Source organism: Mucilaginibacter lutimaris (assembly GCF_042676625.1).
Lineage (GTDB): Bacteria > Bacteroidota > Bacteroidia > Sphingobacteriales > Sphingobacteriaceae > Mucilaginibacter > Mucilaginibacter lutimaris.
This window is the reverse complement of sequence record NZ_JBHTIA010000013.1, coordinates 146,253-170,322: the sequence shown is the minus strand read 5'-3', so window position 1 is coordinate 170,322 and position 24,070 is coordinate 146,253. Positions and strand designations below refer to the sequence as shown.

Below are 24,070 nucleotides of genomic sequence, written 5' to 3'. Positions count from 1 at the left end.
CAAAATAAAAGGACATCAGCATGAAGCCTGTTTTACTATTCCTGGTATTAATACTCGCATTTATTTGTGGCGATAATGTGCTGGAATTGTTAGGATATCATCACCGGGATTTTTCTTCGTCCCCTGTCTTCAGGCTACATCCGCTTTCTTATTTAGCCTTTGCAATAGTGGTGGTTTATTTAATAAATGGTAAGATTGGGATGGCTGAACTTGTAGGTAAAATGAAAACTGAGGCCATATTTTTGCTCGGAGCCATTCTTATTTTGTGCTATTTGCAAATAACAGGTAACTTAAATGCTATAGCATTTTTTATAGATGCGCTTATACTCCCCGTATTACTATCCATGTTGTTGAAAATAACATCGGTCTCAGTTCTATATAAATTCCGTAACTGGGTCTACCTTCTTTTCTTCGCTAATGCAGGTATAGCAGTAATAGAGAAACTAAGAGGAGCATTCTTGATTGCTCGTGAGTCTGCCTGGCTTTTCGACTACTTTCGGTCCTCGGCAATTTTCGGTCACCCTTTAAATAACGCGCTTATTATGTCGGTGCTTACCATAACATTATTCTTGGCCGCGCAAAATACCTGGCTTAAACTTTCGGTGCTATTTGCAGGCATGGTATCAATATTTTGTTTTGGCGCCAGAGGTGCCCTTATAGGCGTTTTCATTGGCATTATGCTCCATATGTTTTTAGGTGCTACAGGCGGATCAAAAACTGATAAAAAGGAGGCTGTAAACGGATTGGTTTACTTAATGGCCTTTGCCGGTATAATCTTAATAGTGATAAATTTCACAAGTTTTGGCGACCGCATAACCGCACTGTCGCATGTTGATGGAAGCGCCGAGGCACGTGTAGATTCCTTTAATATTATTAGCCAGATCAACTTCAGCGATTTAATCTGGAAAGGGACAAGTACGCAGGAAATGGAAAGGATACAAAATGCATCGGGCGTAGAGATCATAGAAAATTTTTATCTGATCTGGTTGTTACGGTTTGGACTGATTGTTACTGCGCTGCTTATATGGGGCTTAGCGCGTTTTTTGCTTGATGTAACCAAAACATCGCCTGCGGACATCAAGTTTCCGATTTTGCTGGCTTTTATATTTGTTTCATCAACAAATAATTCGCTATCTACAAGCACACTGGTTATCTCGAACATGATCTTAGCCTACTATATTCTGCTTAGTTTTAAAGTAGTAAGAGAAGATGAATTCACCATTAAACCCATCAACTATGAGAGTTTGCCATATTAGTTTTTCGTTTTTAATAGGTGGGATAGAAAATATGGTTGTTGATATTTTAAATGAACAATCAAAAACCATCGATACGCATCTAGTTATAGTAAATGATACCTACAACCAGGAGATCATTGACCGGATATCCGCTAAGGTCCACGTTCATTTTATTAACCGGCCGCAAGGCAATCCCAACCCGTTTTATATTTTTAAGCTGTGGTATTTATTGTTTAAGCTGAGGGTACAGGTGATACATTGCCATAGCCCAAAACTTATTATGTTTTTGCTGCCTTTTAAAAATAAGTGTATTTATACAGTGCATAACATTGGCATATCGTTAAAGAACCTAAACCGGTATAAAAAATTGTTCGCCATTTCACACGCAGTAAAGGAAGATTTGAGCAAGAGGGGTAATTTGAAATCGGAACTGGTTTACAATGGGATCCATTTCGACAGATTTGAAAAACGTAGTGATTATAATTTACAGCATGGTGAAGTATTTAAGATAGTTCAAGTCAGCAGACTTTTACATGAACAAAAAGGTCAGGACATCTTGATCAAAGCGCTTGAAGAACTCCGGTTGCAAAATCACCTTCCTGAAGTTGAACTGCATATTATTGGTGATGGCCCTTCTGAGGGTTATTTGTCAGATCTAATTGCGAAACATAACCTTGGCAACACCATAACCTTAACAGGACCGAAGGATCGGTCATGGATATATTCTGATCTTAAAAACTATCATCTGCTGGTGCAACCCTCCCGATTTGAAGGGTTCGGCCTTACGGTGCTCGAAGCAGTTGCTGCAGGGATACCTGTGGTAGCTTCTGATATAGATGGCCCTGCGGAAATAGTAAAAAATATGCCTGGCGCCTGGTTATTTGAAAACGAAAATGTATCTCAGCTAACAAAAGCTATTAAGGAAGTAATAACGCACTATCAGGACGATAAAATAGCATCAATGTGCCTTAATGATATAGCCGAAGCTAAACACAAATTTAGTGTTGTTGCTACCGCTGAGAACTATTTGAAACATTACCAATTAATTAACTACAATAAGTGAAAAAGAGAATACGATACCTGCTGTCCTGGTTTATTTCATGTGTACTGATAACTTTAGGATTTGTAAGAAGGGCAAAAAAAAGAGCTTTAAAGGGTGAATATATTTTATCACTTTATTATCATGCGCCGGGCAAAGAGCTATTTGAATTTTGCGTATTGTGGTTAAAGAAGAATAATTTCAAGGTTATTGGACAGGAGGATATATTGGCAATAGTGAAAACAGAAGCGCCTATCCCTAACGGCGCGGCGATAATTACAGTCGACGATGGTTGGTCCAGTAATTATGAGAACGTAGCAGGTATTGCTCATAAGTACAATGTGCCGGTAACAATATTTGTTTCAACAGAACCTATTGAAAATGGTAATTATTGGTGGCCATACGTAAATGCGGCTATCAGTAAAAACCTTACTAATGAAACAATAGAATCTTTAAAGTTACTTCCGAATAATGAGCGTGAAAAAATAATAACGCAAATAAAGCAGCAAGTAACACTGGAAAGACAAGCAATGACAGTAGATCAGGTTAAAGAAATTGCTAAAACTGGCTTGGTTACCATTGGCGGGCATACAATTACCCACCCTATCCTTCCAAAATGTGATTCGGGCACAGCTTATCAAGAAATTAAACTATCCAAAAATATCATCGAGGCCTGGCTTGAGAAAGAAATAATAACCTTCGCTTACCCCAATGGTGATTACACACAAAGAGAAATTACGTTTCTGGAGCAAAGTGGTTTTCAATTAGCCTATACCACAAAGCCCTTTTTGTTAAATAAAGAGGCTTTAAAAAGCCCATTCACACTTCCCAGACATGCTATTATTGAAAATATATCACACGCGGAAGCCATTTGCAGGATGTGTGGTGTATGGCAGCGTTTTTTTTAACAGGCAATGGTAAGCTTTACTCAATCATGTATTTGTTAACGCGAACACAATTTAAACCTATAGCGAAAAATAATATAGCTTAAAGGAGTTTTTTACGTAACCTTTATCTACAGGAACCGTAAAAGAGGCTATGGTAAAACAAAGAGCTTTTGGAGGATCAATATTCAGATCAAAATCAGCGGTGCTGGCTATTTTTATATTGGGAAACTTGATGGTCATCGGGCTTTTAGTGCTGATGTGCATCGTGCTGTAACGAACTTATTTTCCCACCTCATCGTATTTAAACGCTATTATTAAAATCCCCGCCTTTGACTACAGGGGGGCTTGCAATACTATTCTTTGCAACATTTAGTATCCGGTACACGGCGTACAAAATTAAATCGAATTTATGCGTAATATTATACCTGTATTACAATCGATAACAAATAAGCCATTGATGTTTAAGTTGGTGTTTCTTTCTTTCGTGCAGTTTATGGTCTTTAGTTGTAAAAAGGATATTGTTAGTATCAATAATAACGCCAATAAAGTAACTGACCAGGTAAATGGCGTTACGTTAAATGGCAGTGATATAGCACAGGTAAAGGACGCTGTTGTGCTGACAGCAGGAACTGACGGTGGCGACAAAACAGCACTGATACAGTCAGCTTTCAATACCGGAAAGCCCGTTATCCTGAAAAAAGGGATTTATTTGATTAAAAAGCCTATAGTTAGAAATTCCGGTAATTTAAGTTTGACAGGAGAAGACGCAGTTATTTTGCTTGATCCATCGTTTCCGGCTATAGGAAAATATACAGCCGCATTCGTGTTATCCAATTTATCTGCCTTGAGTGTACAGGGCATAGCCGTTGATGGCAACCGCGGTAAATTGAGTAATGCCGGTAGTGACTGGACAAATTATATAATGGCCTTTAATATAACCAATAGCGCTAATATTAATCTTATTAATTGCCATAGCCTTAATGCATCTTCAATATCTTATAACCTGGAGAATTGTAAAGCTATTGACATTAATAGTTGTAGTTCAGTTAACGCGATGTATCATGGAATCAGTTTGCAGTATTGTTCCAATGCCAAAGTATCTAATTGTAAAATTACAGGGATTGGCAATCAGGGCGTAAATATTAATAAAGGAGGTATAGGTATCTTGGCCACAGGGGGAGATAATATAACAATCAATAATAATTTTATTGAGAATATGTCAGACACTGGCACTAAAACAGAGGGATGTAACTATGTAACCTGGGTAGGGAACACCGTAAACAATTCTGGTAAAGACGGTTTAAAGTTTCAAAATCTTGTTGGCGCTGACCAGGTACATGGTAATCATCCGCAGATTAAAACTGTTTATCATGCAAAAATTTATAACAATACCATAAACAAGATTTTTAATGGAAGAAACGATGGTAGCGCACTTATCCAGGTTATGGGGGCAGAAGATGTTGCTGTTTTAAATAATAAGATTACCGGTGGTGGTAAAAAAGGACAGGAAGATGGCATAAGCGTGGTTACTAATACAAATATTAATGCTAAGAAAGTTTTAATTCAAAATAACAGTATACTCAACACAAACCGATTTATATACTTAAGTTCTACAAGCTATGTAAACGTTTCAAATAATATTTGTACAAATGCAATTACACCATTAACACCTTATAATGGTTTCACAGCCGAAAATTCAGATCAAACCGCTGTAAAAAATAACACCTTTCAAAGAAGCAGCACAGGGTCTATTGATGGCTTTGCGGCTTCGTTTTATGATTGCTCCAACTTTTCTCTTATAAATAATAAATTGCTGAATGCATTTACGGGATTGAGCGCAAGATTGGTGAGTGCCAGAGCCGACACTATAGCGAATAACCAGATGAATAACTTTGGGAGTTACGGCGTTTCTATTTACTCAGCGAAACCCGGTACTATAATTAGTAATTTACTGATTACTAATAACATCATTACCAAAATGGGTATGAAGGGCGGCCTTGGCTGGATGTTTAAAATAGATCCGGCAAACATGATTATAGATAAGCTTGACCTATCAGGTACGAAAGTTTTGGGTAACGGCAATAATGGGGATTGGGCAATAAGTATAAAAGGTGCCCAAAATATAAAAGATTTGATCCTTACAGATTTCTATAGCGATGGAAATGCAGCCTATCCGTCACAAGGAGTTATTGCAGCAGCTATTAATATCATTGGTTGGAAAAGCAGTGCAAAACCTTCAACCGGCTACTGGGCATTAAACACAATTGTGTATAATACAAATCTTACTTCGCCGATATTGGGATGGAAATGTACAAAGGCAGGTACTCCCGGCACTTGGATAGAATTGATGAGATGATTAACTTACCCTGTGGTACTAACTGGTTAGCTATTATTAAGAAAATCGCTTATTGAATCTAAAAGTTGTTTTGAGGCATGTTTATTTATTTTATGAAGCGGTTTAAGATCACCGCTTAGTACTTTAAGTACTTTGCTTTCCAGTTCAGTTTCATCATATGCTACATGTACATAGTTTAATTTTTCCAGTTTACGTGCTGTTGAAATTTGATGATCTGTAGTTAATTCCCCGTATTTCTTCAGTCGCGGCATAACTATAATCGGGCGTTCACTTTCCAGGGCAGACAAAATAGTCCCCATGCCCGCGTGGCTGATGATCAGAGAGGCATTTTGAAAGTAATTTTCAAACTCGGCCGGCTTCACATAGGCATGAGATTCCATATTTTCAACCTCGTGACCGGTTTTTGACACCTGAGCTATAACTTGCATACCATTTAACTTAGGTGCAATGCGGTCCATTTCCCTGATGAGCCTGTCAAAAGAGAACTGAAAGCCAATTGTGAGGAAGATCATTATGATAAAATATTACCGTCAAACATGAATTTAGAATTTGCCAGATGCGGCCACTGTGTGTAAACGCGATTGGCGAACCGGGAAGCAATGCTGCCACTCATAGACACCTTGTCCACATTCGCTATGCTATCGACCCAAATCGTTTTTGCCCCTAAAAATTTACCCGCAATAATAGCCATTAATCCCGGAGCGGCCCCGGTGGTAATAATAACAGATGGTTTGATTTTACGGATAAGTTTAATCAATTGAAAAAAAGTACCCAGCAAACTTAGCTTGCTGTCCCGGTTACCGTCATCAACGCAGTAAAATTCGGCACCTTTAACAGTTTCCGCAAGGTCTTGATTTGTAGAAATGTATATGACTTCATGCCCTGAAAAGGCCGGGATCAATCTCAATAACTGAACCCAATGCCCGCCCTTAGAGGCTACTGCCAATATTTTCATAATAATGGTTTAAGTTCTTTTTCTTAAAAGTTTAGCCGGAACTCCACCGACAATGCTATTTTGCTCTACGTTTTTTGTTACAACTGCACCTGCACCTACAATGCTTCCGGAACCAATCCTTATTCCCGGCATGATAACCACATTGCGGCCTATCCAAACATTGTCCTCAATAATACATGCTTCTTCGGTAGTTTTACCCTGAAGTACCATGGGTATATTTATATCTTCAAATACATGTGTAGAAGCATATATGGCAACGTTTGGGGCAATCATAACGTAATCGCCAATTACAGCCTTTTGGATGTATACGTTTTCATTGATCATACAATGGTTACCAATCTCAATATCGTTACCATCGCCAAAATTAACCCGGGGTTGTATCTTGCAATTGTGGCCAACTTTTAAAAAGTTACCCGCCAATGATGTCCTGCACTTGTTAAACACCGCACCCATTGGGAAAAAGCTGGATGGAAGCCTGTTTGCCAGGAAATAATATAATAATAAACTAATTTTTTTTTTCACGTTAATTACTTTGCTAATGACCGGTAAAGTTCATAAACCTTTGAACACACTGACTGCTGGTCAAACCCGAGCAATGATAACTTGTGTTTTCCGTTGGTAATTCTTTGTTGTGGTTCTAATGCGGTCAATTTCATAATCTCATCAATGTAATCTCCCGGATCGTAGGTGTTGATCACACAACAATTTTCCACATCACTTATTACAAGTTCAACATCACCTACATTTGCAGATATGATAGGGACACCTCCCGCCATCGCCTCCTTTATAATTTGAGGTGAACCTTCGCTGTGAGAGGTCATTAATAAACAATCCAGCCTGCTAAGGTTTAAAGCGACCTCAGCTCTGGTCATATTATGAAATTCCACTGTTTCCACCTGCACTCCACGGGCCGCTACACTTGTAACTATTTCACGAAAAAGCGGGTAATTTTTAACCTCACGGTCTTTATTTCCGGGGAAACCAATTACAAATTTTTTCCCATCATTTATTCTTTCCGAATCAAACTGATCGATATTTATTCCGCAGGGGATCTTTACCAATTTTTCACGTTGAGATGAAAGCTTTGAAAGCATTTTGTCATTCAAAATGATAACCCGGTCTACAAGCGGGATGATCATTTTAGTTACAAGTCTCATTAAACCGAAATGTTTTGGGGAATTAATATCGCTTCCATGTATAGTAAGTACTACAGGCGTTTTAAGGAATGGATTGACAAGAAGGAATAAGCCGGACAAACCGAAATGCACGTGTACTACGTCATAATCGGTTTTTTTTATTAAATGATTCGCCCGGAATATACTTTTAAAATAGTTTATTTTAGAATGACCGCCGTCAATAAAATAAATATCTTTTTCAAGCGGGTAATTTTTAGTAAGGTAGTCAATTTGTTCTTTAACATGGATGCCGTTATAAGTATAACTGGCAGAAGGATACATGTTGGTAACGTACAATATTTTCATTTGTTGTATTTTAATAAAGTGAAGTTAATAAGCTTGCTCTTCACCTTTGAAAATATTGATCACCGTCATGAACATAATCCGGATATCCAGCATTAACGACCAATTTTCCATGTACCATATGTCATGTTCCACACGTTTTTCCATTAGTCTTGTTTCTTTGGTCTCGCCCCTAAAACCATTCACCTGTGCCCAGCCGCTTATGCCCGGTTTTAAGAATTGACGAATCATATACTTATCTATTATAGCTCTATATTGTTCAGTATGCGCAAGCATGTGTGGCCTTGGGCCAATAAGGCTCATGTATCCAAACAGTACATTGAAAAATTGTGGAAACTCATCCAGGCTGGATTTTCGTAGAAAACGCCCTATTGGAGTAACCCGCTCATCATTTTTACCCGCCTGCCTACGCCCGCTTTCATCGTTCATCCGCATACTTCGGAACTTATAACACCAAAACGGTAAATTGTTACGGCCTGATCGTTGCTGTTTAAAAATTACCGGTCCGGGGCTTTGTATTTTTATAATGATAGCAAGTATAGGGTACAACCAGCTTAAAATAAATAATATAACAAATGAACTTACTATCACATCGAAAGCGCGCTTTTTAAAACGGTTGTGCATAGATTCCAAAGGTTCATTCCGGGCCGATAGTACCATGAAATTTCCTCGTGTGTCAAATCTAAAATCGTGCTGATAGTCTGTGAAATTTGGTACAAAGTTCAATCGTACACAATGCTTTTCACCTTCGGAAATCAAATCCTTTAAGTCGCCCATCTTGTCAGTATCAACACATACATATAACTCGTTGATGCCGGAATTTACCGCCTTTTTTATTTGTTGGGTGGAAGACGACATTACCAGTGTTCCATCTTCGCTGATCATAGCCGGTTCTTCCTCTAAAAAACCTTTAAAGTTTAGCGTCGACTGATTGGAAAGATACTCTGCAAGCCTAACGCCGCCGCTGTTCATACCCATAACCGCTACTGACTTTCTTAACTCGAAATTCTTATTAAGTAAATTTTGAAAGGCTGTACCGGTGAAACGGCTAAGAATGAAGCTTGCTATTGTCAATATATAAAATGAAACAAAAAACGCTTTCGGAAAATCAAACGTGTTTGTAAAAAACATATATCCCAGAAAGAGACATATATGCAGCGCTACGCTTCTCCATGTTCCTTTAAAGATGGCCTCTATGCTATTAATAGTACTTAATGTGTACATGCGCATTAAGCCTGTGCAAATTACCCATATTAAGTTACAAACTATTACATTGCTTTTGTATGTAGAAGGGTCTATCGGGCGGTAATACTTGTTAGTTAAGTAGAAACCTAAGAAAAAACAAAAATTTATTAAAATGATATCCGTTAGCGCAAGTGTGAAACGTAATAGATATAGATACCTCGACTCCATATAACAGTTAGTTAAGTCACCTAATATGTTTGAGTAAGCTTAATTGCTTCAAACGTTAGTACTTCTTGTACTTATGACACTCTTTGATTGCAATTATCGTACTACATTAACTGTTTAATTAACATAAGTATACATTAACGGTATTGTAACTTGCTCATAGATAATATCAATTGTTTGTAGAAAACTCGTTTCAACAAACTATCAATACTATTTAAGGGCGTAATAAATTTATTTAATAAGTAAAAAAGTTTTATACTGCCTAAAAATATTGTATCATATATTTTACTGAGATTCTATGATTAACATCTTAACAAAGAAAATAATAATAATTTAAACCATTGAAATATAAAACATAGTGTGGAAAAATGGGTAATAATATCTACATAATGTGAAATATTTTACACACTCTCTTAAATATGAATTTTAAAAGAATTAGGTTTATCTATAATTTTCGTTTTTTTTGTAACCAAAACGAAATATTATTTAAACTCGTAAGCACCAATATCGGGGCGTGTATCCTGTCTTAAAAAAAGGTTAAAATCTGATGAAGATTTCCACTGAGTATTACCACGATCGATCGCGGTACTTCCGCGCAAAAGTCTAAAATCTGCCAACAGACTTTTATCTGGTTTTACAAAAAATGGGGTGGCATATATACAGGTAGCCGAGGTAACATTGATAATTGCTTTAGAAGGCACGGTAACATTATAGTGTAGGTTATTTTCATAGGTTAAGTTGGTGTTGGAGTAATTGGAATTAAGAGGCACATTGGCATCGGAGACTAAAATGTTATTGACGATCTTATTATCGTCACCCATCCCTGAAAGTATCTGCCCGGCCTTAAGTCCGCCGCCTTGCGAATTGCAATATGCCGTATTGTTAATAATATCCACATGATCGCTCTGAAAAGTGTGTATACCAGTGCCACCATTATACCAGCATATATTGTTTTCAATGAGTGTTCTTGATTCGTACCTGCCAAGCCTCGAACCATTTTGCCTGTTTCTAAAGTCATCAATAATAATCCCGTTACCATCATTTATTTCACAGGTTTTAAACCAGGGTACAAAGGAGTTATTATTAAAACATTTATTTCTCCTTATAAAATTATGATATCCTTTTGCATGGTCGTAATTTTTGAATTGGTAAAAAGAAATTCCGCTTGTACCGAACAGGCTGTACCATGAATTATTATAAACTAAGTTATCTTCAACAGTGATGTAATCAGCATGTACCGCGCCGATTCCACCGCCGCCACAATCATGTACTTTGTTATTACTGATTAGGATATGATGAGAGTATTTGTTAGTTTTTCCCTCTATAGTAATGCCATTCCCATTAAACCTGGGGTCAAAATTACTTTTCTTACTTTTACAATTGCCAGGCTGCTGGAGTGCCTGCTTAAGTGTAATCTTACTATTGTTTCCTATAATTTCGAAGCCCGTAATGGCTACATAACTCACGCCGGAAAGTATGGAAATTCCCGCCCAACCGTTAAAAGAAATTACAGGTTTATGCCCCGGATAATTTTTAAAAGTTATGAATTTATTTTTCTTTCCACTTTTATTCACCTCCAATACATTACAGGTTTCACAATCATTTGTGTAAGTGCCGTTCATTACAAAAACAGTATCACCCGGGTGGGTAAGTGATGCCGCTTCCTGTATTGTTTTCTTTGGTTTTGCCGGGTTGGTACCTTTATTTCGCCGGTCACCTTTAGTGGAGCTTACGTAATAATTTTTAGATTGTGCACTAACGCAACTTATAAATACAAGTACTAAAGAAATAAAAAGCTTCATAATATATGTAAGGGTACCAAGCTAATAAATATTTTGTTTGTGGGTTCTAAGAGAATCGATTGCTTACTGGTTCTTTAACTGCATAATGCAGATCAGCCCTTCGTGGCATTAATGTTGATAAAGGTTAAGATTATTGTACAAATCGGATCACGCGCAAACTTATTACAATTTCACATGTCTTCACATTCGAGATATCAATTGCATAACTTATTTATCAAAATCTATTAACGTAATTTATGAACATTACATCTATCAAACCTAAATTTTTTATTCTGACCATTGCCTGCTTTACTGTGCTGTTTAGTCAGTCATCATGTAATTCCTACAAAAAAATCCCTTATTTTGAGGATGTAAACATGGCGCAGGTATCTACTGAAGATATTAACAATTATACAGATTTTACTATTCAGCCCCACACACAGCTTTCTATAAGCGTTACCAGCAAAAATCCGGAAGCAGATGCTGTATTTAGTAATAACCTTCAAAATGCTGCTGCAAATGCTACAAACGCAAATTATGGCTACACTGTAAATCAAAAGGGCGAGGTAAAGTTACCTTTACTTGGTTTTGTAAAAGTTTCAGGTTTAACTTCTCAACAACTTGCGGAGCAATTAGAGCGTCAGCTTTCACCTTACTTGGCCAAACCTTCTGTTACAGTAACGGTTATGAACTTTAAGGTTGCGGTAATTGGGGATGTACTACGCCCTAATGTATATACAAGCCCAAGTGAACGGTTAACTATTCCAGAAGCATTGGGCTTAGCAGGAGATATGAATATTACAGGTATAAGGAACAGGGTGATTCTTGTACGGGAAATAAGCGGTAAAAGGCAATATATTCCAATTGACCTTACCTCAAAAACCCTTTTTCAATCCCCATATTTTTATCTAAAGGCTAACGATCTTATTTATGTAACACCAAGCAAAGCAAAATTATCTACGGTAAGTGATAAGGGATACCAAAACGCGAGCCTTATAATTTCTGCATTATCTGTATTGGCCATAACCATTTCTTTATTTAAGCGTTAAGCATTAGTGACTAAAAATAATTTGAACAGGCGGGAAGACGACCACAGGTTTACTGACATCAGGGTTCTTTTAACAAAATATCTATTCCATTGGCCGCTGTTTCTGACGGGGCTAACGCTGGCCTTTTTGTTAGCATTTATATACATTAAAACGGTAAACCCGGTTTATCAGGTCGGTGCATCTATATTGGTTAAGGATGAGAAAAAAGTTCCTGGTGAGAAAAATGCTTTGCAAGAGCTTGATCAGTCCAACACTCCTAAAAATGCAGAGACGGAAATACAGATCCTGAAATCGTCTGCATTGATCAATAAGGTTGTAAAAGATCTCAATTTATGGGTGAGTTATAAAACTGATGAGTTTTGGAATGCCGATGATCTTTATTTAACCTCGCCGGTTAAGATGCTAACCCTTAAAGAGCCTGCGCTTAAAAGCCCTGTAACTTTGACTGTAATTATTGAAGACCAAACGAGATTTCAGATAAAGGACGGTCGCGGAAATGTTACTACTCATAAGTTTGACCAGGTAATTGATAACGAATTTGGAAAATGGACCTTAAGATCCACGGAATTTGTCAATAAATACAAAGGCCGTAAAATTAAGATCACCTTAAACTCGCCCGATAAGGTAACTAATGATTATGTTAAGGCTTTAGACGCTCATTTATTAGATAAAGCCACTCCAACTATTGGCATATATCTAAACGATGAGCTTCCTGAACGGGGCAAGCTTATCGTAAATTATTTGATAAAAACTTATAACGAAGCCACCTTTTCGGAGGAAAAGAGAGTAACGGAATCGACCCTGAAATTCATTAATGATCGTCTTGCTTCGTTAACAGGTGAATTGAATTTGGCAGAAGATGATGTAGAAGGATACAGAAGCAGCCAGGGTTTAACTGACATCGATTCGCAGTCGAAGGTTTATTTAGAGAATGTTCAATCAAACGATAGTAAGCTAAATGAGGTAAATGTGCAGCTTAACATTATCGATGGGATAGAGCGATATGTAAATTCTACCTCCAACAACGAAAATCCACCTGCTACAGTAGGAATAAATGATCCTGCTTTAAATAGTTTGATTGATAAGGTCGCCCAATTGCAATTAAAAAAATCTGCTCTCCTGGCAACCACCCCCAGCGCCAACCCGCTTTTTGAGCCATTAGACAGGCAGATCAGTACCACAAAAGTAGCCATCAAGCAAAACATTGCTAGTATTAAATCATCCCTTTTGGCGGCAAAGAAAGAGTTGCTATCCTTCAATAACAAGTTTGAATCATCCATTAAAAATATCCCTGGTCAGGAACGTCAGTTTCTTGGCAAAAAGCGTCAGCAATCTATTAAAGAGAATTTATATGTATACCTGCTTCAAAAGAAAGAGGAGGTATCCCTTAGGTACGCATCTACGCTGGCTGATGCAAGGATAGTTGACCATGCAAACGTTGAGGATACTGTTTGGCCTAAAACACCGCTTATTGCTATAATTGCTTTGTTGATAGGAGCCGGCGTGCCTTTCCTGATCGTATTTTTAAGGTCGGCCATTAAAAACAAAGTAACCGACCGCAGGCAGATTGAATCATATATTGGATTAAAGATTCTCGGCGAGTTTTCTAACCATACAGAAGAATCTAATATTTTCGATCATAAGAATCATGTAGTTGGCGAGCAGTTCAAATATCTTAGATCTAACCTGCATTTTTTACATGAAAACAGAAAGGGCCGGGGACGGGTTACCTTACTTACATCAAGCGTATCAAACGAAGGGAAAAGCTTCATCAGCGCCAATCTTGCCATATCGCTTGCCAATTCGGGCCGTAAAACTGCTGTACTGGAAATGGATCTTAGGAAGCCGAAAATATCGGCATTGTTTAATATAAAGAATGATAGCCACGGAATAAGTGAATATCTGGCATCTGATATCGACCCCGTACAGATAATTCATTCATCAGGCGTAGAAAATTTATGGGTGTTAAATAGCGGTCAGACACCGCCGAACCCTTCCGAATTACTGGAGAAGGACCGTTTGGAGCATTTGATAACCAGGTTAAGGGAAGATTTCGACGATATTATTATTGATAGCCCTCCTTTGCACCTCGTAACAGACGCCATTATTATTGCCAGGGTAGCGGATGTAACGTTATACGTGATCAGACAAGGTGTTACAAATAAGTCTGAACTGTCATTTATCCTGGATATATGTGACGATCAGAAGTTACCGAAAATTAATTTGATATTTAACGGAGTTACTACAGGCAAATATGGTTATGGATACAGTTACGATACAAGTTATTATACAACTGACGGCAAAAAAGTACCTTTTGCAAAAAAGTGGAAGCTGTTTCTAAGTCGTTTTTAGATCTGTTTACTGCTGATAGGAATACTTAGAAATGTTTAACAACCTTATTTACATTTTACCTGTAATAACGCTTTTCTTATTTTTTGTTTATATATTTTTTAAAAGTAATAGTGTACAGTCGGTAATAATATTTGTGTTGCTGTTTTTGCCTTTAATGAATTTGAAGGTTACAACAGAGGCATGGGGAGGTTGGAAAACATTTGATGTTATTACTTATTTTTGCCTTTTTACCTTATTGAAGGACTTTCTGGTTATTGACAGGCTGAATAAAACTAATTTTTACTTTGTATTATTTATTCTCTTCGCCGTTATCGTTATCATTAGTGGTTTGGCGTCGGAGTTCCCGGATCAGGCGTTTTTAAACCTTTTTAAAATTTTACCTGTATTTATATTTGCAAGATATTTTGTAAAAGAGTGTCATATCAATCCATCTTTTATAACCCGGGCAGTAAAGGCACTTAAAATTAGCTACTCAATAGCTCTGGTATTTATTTTCATACAGTGGGTAGTAGGATTAAGGTTTACGTTCTACCCTGAACTTGGCCCGAACACGTTTGACGCCAGTCTCAATTTAATTAGGTACCCAGGTGTTTTTTACGATTCACAAGCCAGCGGCCAATATTTAGCTATGGGTAGTTTCGTTTATTTGTATAACTCAAAAAAAGCATCACGGCGAACGCTTATTATCAACTATTCACTTTTTGCACTTTCTTTAGCCGGGATATTTTTGGCCGGCAGCCGGGCAGCCTTCGGTGGTTTTGTTGCGGGGCTTTTGATCATTTTTTTTATAACCGCCAACAGGTTTCGGATATACGGTATAGTCCTGTTCTTGGCTTTATTTTTAACTTATACCTTCGTGTCTCCCAACAAAGGTGTTTTTGCACGTACCGGCAGCCTGTCAGAAGATTATTTGTTTAGAAGATCTATATGGCAGAAAGCTATTGATATATCTAAGGAGCATCCTTACCTGGGCATAGGCCCCGAGAATTACCAGAAGTACGTTATGCGCCATGCGCAAGACCAGTACCTTGAAATAAACGAGGGTGAATTGCTGTATTTCAATCAGCCGGAAAACGGCTATTTAAAAATAATGGTTGAGTTAGGCTTTACCGGTTTTTTTATATTCATGATGTTTTTGATCACACCAGCTCTCCGTGGCGTTTATTATAAACTAAAAGGTTGGGCAGACTTTAGGATATCCTTTTTTGTGGCTTCATTGGTTTGCTTTCTTGTTGAATTTAATACCGTCTATTCTATTTGGGATATCCGGATACTTTTAGTGGTTGTCAGTATGATCGTAATGATCATATCTTATCCGTTGTCTTCAATTGATAATGAGAACTCAAATCAGACCTTAATGCAAGAGTGATGAAAATGTTGTCAATTATCGTCCCGGTATACAATAAAGAAAAATACATCGATGAATGTATCCAATCTTTGCTGGCGCAAACTTATACCGAATTTGAGCTGATAATTGTTAATGATGGCTCTACAGATGAAAGCCTCCTGAAATGTATAGAGTACGCCCAAAAAGATAGCCGTATCAGGTTGATTGACCAGCAAAATCAAGGTGTTTCGGCAGCAAGAAACAAAGGCCTGGAGGCTGCTACCGGAAGTTATATTGGTTTTATTGACAGTGATGACACCATTGCGCCAGATATGTACGAGATACTGATTAAAAATGCTCTTGAACAAAATGCTGACATTTCAGTATGCGGAATGGACGTTATCATGCCGAATAAGCCTATAACAACATTGAAATATTCAGAAAAAATTAGCTATACACACCGTGATGCCCTATATATGTTCTTGAAGGGCACATTTAATTACAGTGCCAATAATAAAATCGTCAGATCTGATATCATAAAACAAATTCGTTTCGAAGGTGCTATTTACGAAGATATTCTTTTCATGTGCAAAGTGTTTTTAGCGGCAGATGTTGTTACATTCGACCCAATAGTTGGTTACTATTACAGGGTAAGGAATAACTCTACGAGTATGAGTCGTTTTGGGGAGCCATATTTTGAAACGATAAAGGTATCTTCTCAAATTGTTGAACTGGTTAACCGGGAAGATAGCGAAGTTATTGCTGCCGCAAAGGCTTTTGATGTCATGGCAAATATATCCCTGCTTAATTTGTTGCTTATTGCACGTAAAAATAAGTTTTCATCAACATATATAAAGGTGTGTAGCCATCTGAATAAGCTTAAGACCTTTATTAAAGATGATCCTCACGTTGCCAAAAAACATAAGTATGCTTTTTTACTTCATAACTTATCACCATCATTATATTCATTAATCATGTATTTATACTGTTTGATAACTCGATCTGAAGTTATTACAAGGACAAGAAGTTAATGATTTATGCTTACAGAATTATGCAAATGACGGATACCTTTAGTCCTAAAATACTATAATATGCAAAGTAAAAGGGTTTTAATAAGTATTCCGAGTAAAAGCCATGTAGAGATAGCTCTTGATGAGTTAACCGGCCTTGAGGAGTTAGGGTACATTTGCAAACCATTTGCTTACACGGCAAAAGATGGATATAACTCCGTTATTAAACGGTTATTGGTGATTTATCAAAATGCTTATCAATTAGCAAAGCTTGCCAAATCATTTAATCCCGATATTATTTACTTTAATTCGAGACTTGAAAAGCTTGCTGGGATCAGGGATTTTTTAACAATCTGCATCGTTAAAGCCTTATACAGAAAGAAGGTTTTATTTGTCATCAAATCCCATGGGTCGGATCTCAGTGTTGTACAAAATAACAGCAGTGTGTTTAAGAACACCATACTCGCGTTTTTAAAAAGGAACGTATCTGCCTGGCTTTTTTTATCATCTGAGGAGAGAAGCAAATTAATTGAGCTGGACTTTTTTGACCGACAAAAAATGTTTGTTGTTAAAAATATCGTAAGGCATTTCCAGTTTAAGAGGGACGAAAATTTTAGAGTTGGCTTAGGCATCCCGCCAAATCATAAAATTCTGTTGTTTACAGGAAGGTTAATAGCAGAGAAGGGAATAATTGAAGTTGTTGAAGCCTTTACAATAATGAATAACAAATATCCGCTAACATTAATAGTGGTAGGAGATGGAGAAGCGGTTAGCCGTTTAAAAGAGATCATTGCACAAAATGATTTGATTAACCATGTCATTCTCACAGGGTTTATACCTGAACACGCCGTGATTCCATACTACGCTAATAGCGATATATTGGTTTTTCCAACGTATTTTCCTGAGGGTTTCCCTATGGCCTTGTTTAATTCGATAGGAGCTGGCCTGGCGGTTATAACAACCAAAATTAGAGCAGCGAAGGATTATTTAAAAGAGCCTGATAATTGTTTATGGGTAAATCCTCAAGATACCAAAAGTGTAACACAAGCAATTGAGCGTTTATTAGCGTCCGAAGCATTGATTAGCCGCATGCGGGAAGAAAATAAGGCACTCTCGCTTATGTTCAGTAAAGAGCAAATAGCTATAGAGCTGTCCGGCATTTTCGAACAACTTACCAGGCATAAGTAGCTATCATTGCCCGGATAGGGATTATTTTTCAAAAGTTTTGTTAATGACCAAAGCGTCTTGAACGGACGATATATTGTTAACATTGTTTGGGTTGGAGGCGATCAATATTAGTGATGAATAGGGGCCAAGTGTAACCGTTTTTGCATATTGTTTATTTTGTACATCAACATAACTGGAATCAAGCGTAAGCGTTTTAACTTCGGCACTGGCGTTAAATTCAAATCTGATATGGCCATTTTCAGACTGGATTTTAGTAATAGCAGAAGCTACCTGCGGTTCCTTCTGCATTACGCCTTTTAAAACTTTAGCCTTAGAGGGTATTCTTGCCGCACAGTATATATTGCTATCAATCTTGCCGAATGATTTTATATCGTTTTGGTTAGTTGTAAACTTTGCGGCGGCTTGCTGTATACTCGCAGAAAAGAATGTATTCCTTTTTATATTATTGTTCCTGATATATTTGCTGGAGGCAAGGTAGTGATCCTGCTCTAACCTTAACTGAATTCCATTGTTGAAAACGGTGTTATTATAAACATCAATATCCTTGGCATTATGAAGCTTTATCCCATTATTGGAGCATAAGGATACGGTATTGTCGAGTATCGATACACTTTCTGTATTATCGTCGATATAAATTCCCTCCGCTTGTAACGACTTTTCATGGTCAGTACCCTTTCCGTTACCAATACCATGAAGTATAATGTTCCCTTCAACTTTTTTATTGAAAGTTTTAGACCAGTCCCCAAGATAAATTCCTGCGCCGTCATCTTTTGTTAAACAAAAGAAAGAAATATAATTATTCTTTGCTATAGCCGAGTTACCACCGAAATAAATGCCATTGTAACCCACACTATCAATCCTGTTTTTTTCAATTACTGTATTGTCACCAAATGAAGTGATAGCCTCATAAGTACCGGTACCACTTTTACCCATACCTGCAAATAAGCCGGTATTCAAAATTTTGTTTTTATGTATAACGGCATTTGTACATCCTGCATCTAAATTCAGTCCACCGCTCAATGAATTACTGATGGTGCAGGATTCAATCATTAAATACGGGCTGTAAGAGGCGAGTACCGCCTCAGAACCTGAGTTATTAATGTTACAGTTTTTAATAGAAATGCCTTTAGACTGAACAATGTTAAAAGCACATTGACCGGCACCGGTGAAGCTGATGTTTTCAAATGACAGATAGTTGAATTTTTGTATATCCACAACATGTTTGAAGGCACTTGTTGTTACAGATACCGATGAAGGCTTAATTTTACCAAAGTAAACATACATGGCTTTTTTAGTTTTGTCATAAAACCACTCTCCTGGTCTATCCAGGGTTTTGATGTCATTTTGAATAAAATAGCCATAACCTTTTTTTGCAATATTTTTATTCCCTTCAAAAGTCAAAGAATTACTTGTTTGCGAAATAATGGGGCTGCGGTCTATTATCCATCTGGTTTTCCTGATCACCACTTCCGCGCCTGAATGGTAAGTGCTTACGGGCAACTGTGGGCCGTAGATTTGATTATTTCCGGAGGTGGATTGAATAGTAAGGTACCCGGTATTCGGATATCTGCCAATTTGTTGTTGTTGGCTGTTTATAATGAGATTTGTTCCGGTGGACTCACTTTCACTTACATAAATTCCATTTTTTACTTCTTTCCAGGAACTGATATTCACCAAACCGCTTATTTCAGGGCTTGTGCCGGTTCCGTAAGCCCCGAAATAAATTGGTGCGAAATAAGAACCAGATTTAGAAGGTATGATTACTCCCGGAAAAACGTCTCCGCGTTTAAATAATACGGTATCGCCACCTTTAAGATACTTAAAAAATGAATTAACCTTATCAATGCTTTTCCAGGGCGTACGCTGTTCCCGTGCCTGGCTGCTCTGGTAACTGTCATTACCCGAGCTGGAAGACACATAATAAGTTGCAGCAAAACTGATGTTAGATGATACTGCAAGCATAAAACACATAAATGCAAATAACCCGTTAGCTTTTAGCATTTTGAAATAATAGGCTTTATTCATTCCTGCAGTTTTGAGTATGCTGTTATTCACTTTAATCATTTGATGTTCGCATGAATGTCGAGGTATACGCCTGTACATCAGGAAAGGTTACAAAACGCGACAATTAACCGGATGTAACAATTGAGAAGTGCATCGATATGCTGTAGATGCTCAGAAAGTAAAAAGTAATAAGTCCATCTTGCCTTACGCTAAGTGTGCATAATGGTATTTGGTATAGTTATTGTAAACAATGCTGTGTTAGCGTTTTGTAAATGATCAATATACCAGTTGCTTTTTCAGGGTATTCAATTTTTGACGGAGATGTTCGGCAAATAAGTTTAAAGAACAAATTTGTTCTCAACACGATCAATCAGTTTTCCTACACTATAGCAGAAAAGGATGCTGCGTTTAAAAAAGCTTTACAGGAATCGGATATTCTACTTCCCGATGGAGTGGGTATCACTCTTGCGGTACGGTTGCTTAACAGGAAAGTTATTCATAAGATCGCGGGTAATGATATACACCAACACTTATTGCAGAAGCTCAATGAGACAGGTGGGCGATGTTTCTACCTGGGCTCCAGCGAAACAACTTTGAAACTTATCCAAATAAGAATTGCCAGAGAATTCCCGAATATAACTGTAGGAAGTTTTTCACCACCTTTTAAAAAGAATTTCTCAGATCAGGATAATAATCACATGATCAAAGCTATCAATAGATTTAAACCTGATGTTTTGTTTGTGGGAATGACCGCTCCAAAACAGGAAAAATGGATCTATGAACATAAAAATGCTATACACAGCAATATTATTTGTGCTATAGGTGCAGTGTTTGATTTTTACGCCGGAACTGTCTTACGTCCGTCAAAATATTGGCGGTCAATGGGTATGGAATGGTTAGGCCGATTGATAAATGAGCCAAGGAGAATGTATAAGCGCTATTTATACTACGGACCCATATTTTTGATGAAGTTACTGAAATTAAAATTTTATGATCGTGCATCTACATAGGGATCTCCCGCTGCAATTAACAGAAACGCAAACCTGTGATAATCTAATTAAAGTCGATTGACTACTCAATATTTATTCTAATGATTTTTGTAACTACCGGAACTCAGGAACCCTTTGACAGGCTTTTAAAAGCTGTAGATGTTATTGCTTCCAAATTAAATAACGTTCCCTTTCATGTGCAGGCATTTTCCAAAAACTATAAAGCAACGCATGTTAAAATATCTGAGTTTATGACGCCGGATGATTTTGACCAGAATATCAAGAATGCTACATTGATCATAAGCCATGCAGGGATGGGTACGATTATTTCTGCGTTGGTAAAGGCAAAGCCCATTGTTATTATGCCAAGGCTTTTAAAATATAATGAACACCGGAATGAGCATCAGTTAGCTACAGCAAAAAAACTTGATGATTTAAAGTTTGTGCATGTAGCATATGACGAGGATGAACTTATAGCAAAAATCCTGGAGATCTGGCCTGATAAAATTGAGTCCTTGCATCAGGTTGGGGAACAAGCCTCAACCGAATTATTGGCTTCATTGGGAAATTATATTAAAAAGTAAATTAAGCTCCCTTTATTCACTAACCGATCTTATCACTTATATGAATACACAGTTTACACCAAAACCAACTTCTTTGGTGCCCGAAAAAAATACTTCTCAGAGGTTAAAGGGCATCATCAATATGTATTTATTTCATTGGCCGTTATTTGTAGTTTGCTTATTAATAACTTTAGTTCCGGCTATAATATATATATCGTACGCTAAGCCATTGTATGAAGTAAAAGCTACCTTGATTATTAAGGATGACTCTAAGGAACCCGATCAGCAACGTTCTGCTTTACATGAGATCGATTTGTCGGATGTTTCTAAAAAAATCGAAAATGAGGTAGAGGTATTAAAATCGAAGCAGCTCATAGGCAAAGTTATTCACGATCTTGACCTTTCGGTAAATTACTTTATTACAAAAGGCATTTCAAAACATGATTTGTATAAAGAAACTCCTGTAAGACTTGCTTTCACAGGAGATATTAATTATCCGGATAATTATAATAAGGTAAACCTCACTATCAAGGATAGTAAATCCGGTACTTTTAAAGATTCTGATGGTTCTGAAAAGAACATTACATTCGGCCAGCCTTTTAAATCCTTATTTGGTGAGACCACCATCCAGTCTACGCCTTTATTAAAAGATTATATAGGCAGGGAGATTGGAATAATTGTTAGTGATCCGGAAGATTTGGCGCTTTATTACCAGAAAGAAATACAGGTAAGTACGCCAAATAAACTATCAACGGCTGTTTCGTTATCTCTAAAAGATAGTAATCCGGGAAGAGGTAAAGATATTCTCAACCGACTGATCATCAATTATAACCTCGCCGGAACCGTCGAAAAAAACCGCGAAACAAAAAGCACATTGGATTTTATTGACGAGCGGCTTTCTTCCCTTACGGGTGAGTTGAATGATGCCGAGAAAGGGATTGAGACCTTCAAAAGCTCCAGAGGACTAACAGACATCAGTGCAGATTCTAAGATCAGCCTGGAAAACATGCAATCTAATGATGCAAAGTTGAACGAAATAAATGTTCAATTGAACACGATTAATGGCATTGAACGCTATGTTAACTCTTCTCTAAACTCAGGTAAGGCACCTACTACGCTGGGTATCACAGATCCAACCTTGATCAGTCTGGTGGAAAAATTGAATGATCTACAGTTACAGCGCGAAAGATTACTGGCGACCACGCCGGAAACTAACCCGGATTTTGAGCCTATAAACAGACAACTCAGTATTACTAAAGCAGCTATAAAAGAAAGTGTGCGCAACATTAAATCTTCTTTATCCAGCACGCTTTCTCAACTTCAATCATTCAACAATCGTTTTGAAACTTCTATAAAGGATATTCCCAAACAGGAAAGGCAGTATATTAGCATCAAGCGTCAGCAAGCTATAAAAGAAAGCCTTTATACTTATTTGTTGCAAAAGAAAGAAGAAGTATCTGTTAGATACGCAGCTACGCTTACAGATGATCGTGTTGTTGATAAGGCGTATGCTGCAAAAGCACGTAATCCCTTAAAAATGGTTGCACTGGCAGCTGCATTTATCTTCGGCTTTTGTATTCCCATAGGCATCATACGTGGCCGCAATAGTCTTACAAATAAAATAACAGATGTTGAGGATATCAAAGAAAAAACGGGCTTGCAGGTAATAAGCCAATTTCCATATCAGTCTGAAGAAAACTTTTTGATTTTTGAATCCAAAGAAGTAAGCGCAATTACCGAACAATTTAGGGCTCTACGCACAAAACTACATTCTTTGCTACCGGAAAAAAATAATGCGCGAACCTTAATGGTTACATCAAGCATCCCGGGAGAGGGTAAAAGTTTTACTACCGTAAACCTGGCTTCGTCACTGGCAATTTCGGGGAAAAAGACTATTTTGATAGAACTTGATATGCGCCGGCCAAAATTGGGAACGGTGATAAACCAGCCTAACGTTACGCCCGGCATCAGTGAGTACCTGGGTGGTAAGGCTGAATTTGAAGATATTATAAAGCCGTCTGCCATACGGCAGGGGCTTGATGTGATTTTCAGCGGGGTAGTACCAGAAAATCCGTCAGAGATGCTGGAAGGGACAAAGTTGACCGAACTCATTTCCAAATTAGAGCAACTATATGACTTTATATTACTTGATACACCGCCAGTTCATCTTGTTCCCGACGCCCTGATTGTATCGCATTTCGCTGATTTAACTTTGTATCTGATGAGACAGGGTGTAACCGGTAAAGCGGAGTTGGAATTTTTAAGAGAAACAGTAAGCGAGAATAATTTATCTAATGTCCAGGTGATTTTTAATGGTGTGCAAAGTGCAAAGTTTGGTAGTGGTTATGAGTATACCGATACTTATTATACATCAAAAAAGCGGTCATGGATTGCAAATGTATTTAGCAACTTTTCTAATCGTTTTTAACTACATACTTAATGATACG

The 24,070-nt window shown here is 37.5% G+C and carries 19 protein-coding genes and 2 pseudogenes; 12 read left to right on the top strand and 9 right to left on the bottom strand.

Features of this window, described 5'->3' with window-relative positions; translation table 11 throughout:
- Positions 1-20: 20 nt before the first annotated feature.
- Genes ACFQZI_RS18700 through ACFQZI_RS18690 form a run of 3 tightly spaced genes read left to right on the top strand, consistent with a single transcriptional unit; the run spans position 21 to position 3,182 of the window.
- Positions 21-1,256 carry a VpsF family polysaccharide biosynthesis protein gene (locus ACFQZI_RS18700; protein ID WP_377145219.1) on the top strand — a complete coding sequence of 412 codons (1,236 nt, stop codon included), beginning with the start codon at positions 21-23 and terminating at the stop codon, positions 1,254-1,256.
- Entirely contained in the window at positions 1,210-2,298 is a 1,089-nt protein-coding gene (locus ACFQZI_RS18695; RefSeq protein ID WP_377145217.1) for a glycosyltransferase, read from the top strand. Before ACFQZI_RS18700 ends, ACFQZI_RS18695 begins: the two co-directional genes overlap by 47 nt.
- The gene (locus ACFQZI_RS18690) at positions 2,295-3,182 is read left to right on the top strand and encodes a polysaccharide deacetylase family protein (RefSeq protein WP_377145215.1); all 888 of its coding nucleotides are present in this window, start codon (positions 2,295-2,297) and stop codon (positions 3,180-3,182) included. The genes ACFQZI_RS18695 and ACFQZI_RS18690 overlap by 4 nt, the downstream gene beginning before the upstream one ends.
- Before the next feature lie 57 nt (positions 3,183-3,239).
- Here ACFQZI_RS18690 and ACFQZI_RS18685 read toward each other — a convergent pair whose 3' ends face one another.
- Positions 3,240-3,401 (bottom strand): hypothetical protein, encoded by a 162-nt coding sequence (locus ACFQZI_RS18685; RefSeq protein ID WP_377145213.1) that lies wholly within the window; start codon positions 3,399-3,401, stop codon positions 3,240-3,242.
- Between the two features lie 169 nt (positions 3,402-3,570).
- Here ACFQZI_RS18685 and ACFQZI_RS18680 point away from each other — a divergent pair, with 169 nt between their 5' ends.
- Positions 3,571-5,517, top strand: a complete 1,947-nt coding sequence (locus ACFQZI_RS18680; RefSeq protein WP_377145212.1) for a right-handed parallel beta-helix repeat-containing protein — start codon at positions 3,571-3,573, stop codon at positions 5,515-5,517.
- Between the two features lie 26 nt (positions 5,518-5,543).
- On the opposite strand, the gene ACFQZI_RS18675 is transcribed toward ACFQZI_RS18680, so the two are convergent.
- The 7 genes and pseudogenes from ACFQZI_RS18675 to ACFQZI_RS18645 all read right to left on the bottom strand — a co-directional run bounded on the left by ACFQZI_RS18675 (position 5,544) and on the right by ACFQZI_RS18645 (position 10,982).
- Positions 5,544-6,029: a glycosyltransferase gene (locus ACFQZI_RS18675; protein WP_377145210.1), complete on the bottom strand. Its 486-nt coding sequence runs from the start codon at positions 6,027-6,029 to the stop codon at positions 5,544-5,546.
- Positions 6,029-6,472 (bottom strand): glycosyltransferase, encoded by a 444-nt coding sequence (locus ACFQZI_RS18670; RefSeq protein WP_377145208.1) that lies wholly within the window; start codon positions 6,470-6,472, stop codon positions 6,029-6,031. Before ACFQZI_RS18670 ends, ACFQZI_RS18675 begins: the two co-directional genes overlap by 1 nt.
- Positions 6,473-6,487: 15 nt before the next feature.
- Positions 6,488-6,643 (bottom strand): annotated as a pseudogene (locus tag ACFQZI_RS18665) (DapH/DapD/GlmU-related protein); the annotation flags it as partial.
- 90 nt (positions 6,644-6,733) lie between these two features.
- Positions 6,734-6,925: pseudogene (locus ACFQZI_RS18660) on the bottom strand (acyltransferase); the annotation flags it as partial.
- 74 nt (positions 6,926-6,999) lie between these two features.
- The gene (locus tag ACFQZI_RS18655) at positions 7,000-7,929 is read right to left on the bottom strand and encodes a glycosyltransferase family 4 protein (protein ID WP_377145206.1); all 930 of its coding nucleotides are present in this window, start codon (positions 7,927-7,929) and stop codon (positions 7,000-7,002) included.
- Positions 7,930-7,977: 48 nt separating this feature from the next.
- Positions 7,978-9,363, bottom strand: coding sequence for an undecaprenyl-phosphate glucose phosphotransferase (locus ACFQZI_RS18650; protein ID WP_377145204.1), 1,386 nt, complete (start codon positions 9,361-9,363; stop codon positions 7,978-7,980).
- A gap of 479 nt (positions 9,364-9,842) precedes the next feature.
- Positions 9,843-10,982 carry a choice-of-anchor Q domain-containing protein gene (locus ACFQZI_RS18645; protein WP_377145202.1) on the bottom strand — a complete coding sequence of 380 codons (1,140 nt, stop codon included), beginning with the start codon at positions 10,980-10,982 and terminating at the stop codon, positions 9,843-9,845.
- A gap of 416 nt (positions 10,983-11,398) precedes the next feature.
- On the opposite strand from ACFQZI_RS18645, the gene ACFQZI_RS18640 reads away from it, so the two are divergent.
- From ACFQZI_RS18640 to ACFQZI_RS18620, 5 genes are all read left to right on the top strand, one after another.
- Positions 11,399-12,190, top strand: coding sequence for a polysaccharide biosynthesis/export family protein (locus tag ACFQZI_RS18640; protein WP_377145200.1), 792 nt, complete (start codon positions 11,399-11,401; stop codon positions 12,188-12,190).
- 6 nt (positions 12,191-12,196) lie between these two features.
- On the top strand, positions 12,197-14,542 hold the full coding sequence (locus ACFQZI_RS18635; protein WP_377145199.1) for a GumC family protein: 2,346 nt from the start codon (positions 12,197-12,199) through the stop codon (positions 14,540-14,542).
- A 154-nt stretch (positions 14,543-14,696) separates the two neighbouring features.
- Positions 14,697-15,911, top strand: a complete 1,215-nt coding sequence (locus ACFQZI_RS18630; protein ID WP_377145197.1) for an O-antigen ligase family protein — start codon at positions 14,697-14,699, stop codon at positions 15,909-15,911.
- Positions 15,911-16,900 (top strand): glycosyltransferase, encoded by a 990-nt coding sequence (locus tag ACFQZI_RS18625; protein ID WP_377145195.1) that lies wholly within the window; start codon positions 15,911-15,913, stop codon positions 16,898-16,900. The genes ACFQZI_RS18630 and ACFQZI_RS18625 overlap by 1 nt, the downstream gene beginning before the upstream one ends.
- Before the next feature lie 60 nt (positions 16,901-16,960).
- The gene (locus ACFQZI_RS18620) at positions 16,961-18,067 is read left to right on the top strand and encodes a glycosyltransferase family 4 protein (protein WP_377145194.1); all 1,107 of its coding nucleotides are present in this window, start codon (positions 16,961-16,963) and stop codon (positions 18,065-18,067) included.
- A 21-nt stretch (positions 18,068-18,088) separates the two neighbouring features.
- On the opposite strand, the gene ACFQZI_RS18615 is transcribed toward ACFQZI_RS18620, so the two are convergent.
- Complete coding sequence (locus ACFQZI_RS18615; RefSeq protein WP_377145192.1) at positions 18,089-19,741, bottom strand: right-handed parallel beta-helix repeat-containing protein; 1,653 nt, start codon at positions 19,739-19,741, stop codon at positions 18,089-18,091.
- 602 nt (positions 19,742-20,343) lie between these two features.
- Between ACFQZI_RS18615 and ACFQZI_RS18610 the strand changes: the two genes are divergently transcribed.
- The 3 genes from ACFQZI_RS18610 to ACFQZI_RS18600 all read left to right on the top strand — a co-directional run bounded on the left by ACFQZI_RS18610 (position 20,344) and on the right by ACFQZI_RS18600 (position 24,051).
- The gene (locus ACFQZI_RS18610; protein WP_377145190.1) at positions 20,344-21,081 is read left to right on the top strand and encodes a WecB/TagA/CpsF family glycosyltransferase; all 738 of its coding nucleotides are present in this window, start codon (positions 20,344-20,346) and stop codon (positions 21,079-21,081) included.
- Positions 21,082-21,161: 80 nt separating this feature from the next.
- A complete protein-coding gene (locus ACFQZI_RS18605) occupies positions 21,162-21,644 on the top strand; it encodes a glycosyltransferase (RefSeq protein WP_377145188.1) in 483 nt (160 codons plus the stop codon).
- A gap of 40 nt (positions 21,645-21,684) precedes the next feature.
- On the top strand, positions 21,685-24,051 hold the full coding sequence (locus ACFQZI_RS18600; RefSeq protein WP_377145186.1) for a GumC family protein: 2,367 nt from the start codon (positions 21,685-21,687) through the stop codon (positions 24,049-24,051).
- Positions 24,052-24,070 lie beyond the last annotated feature (19 nt).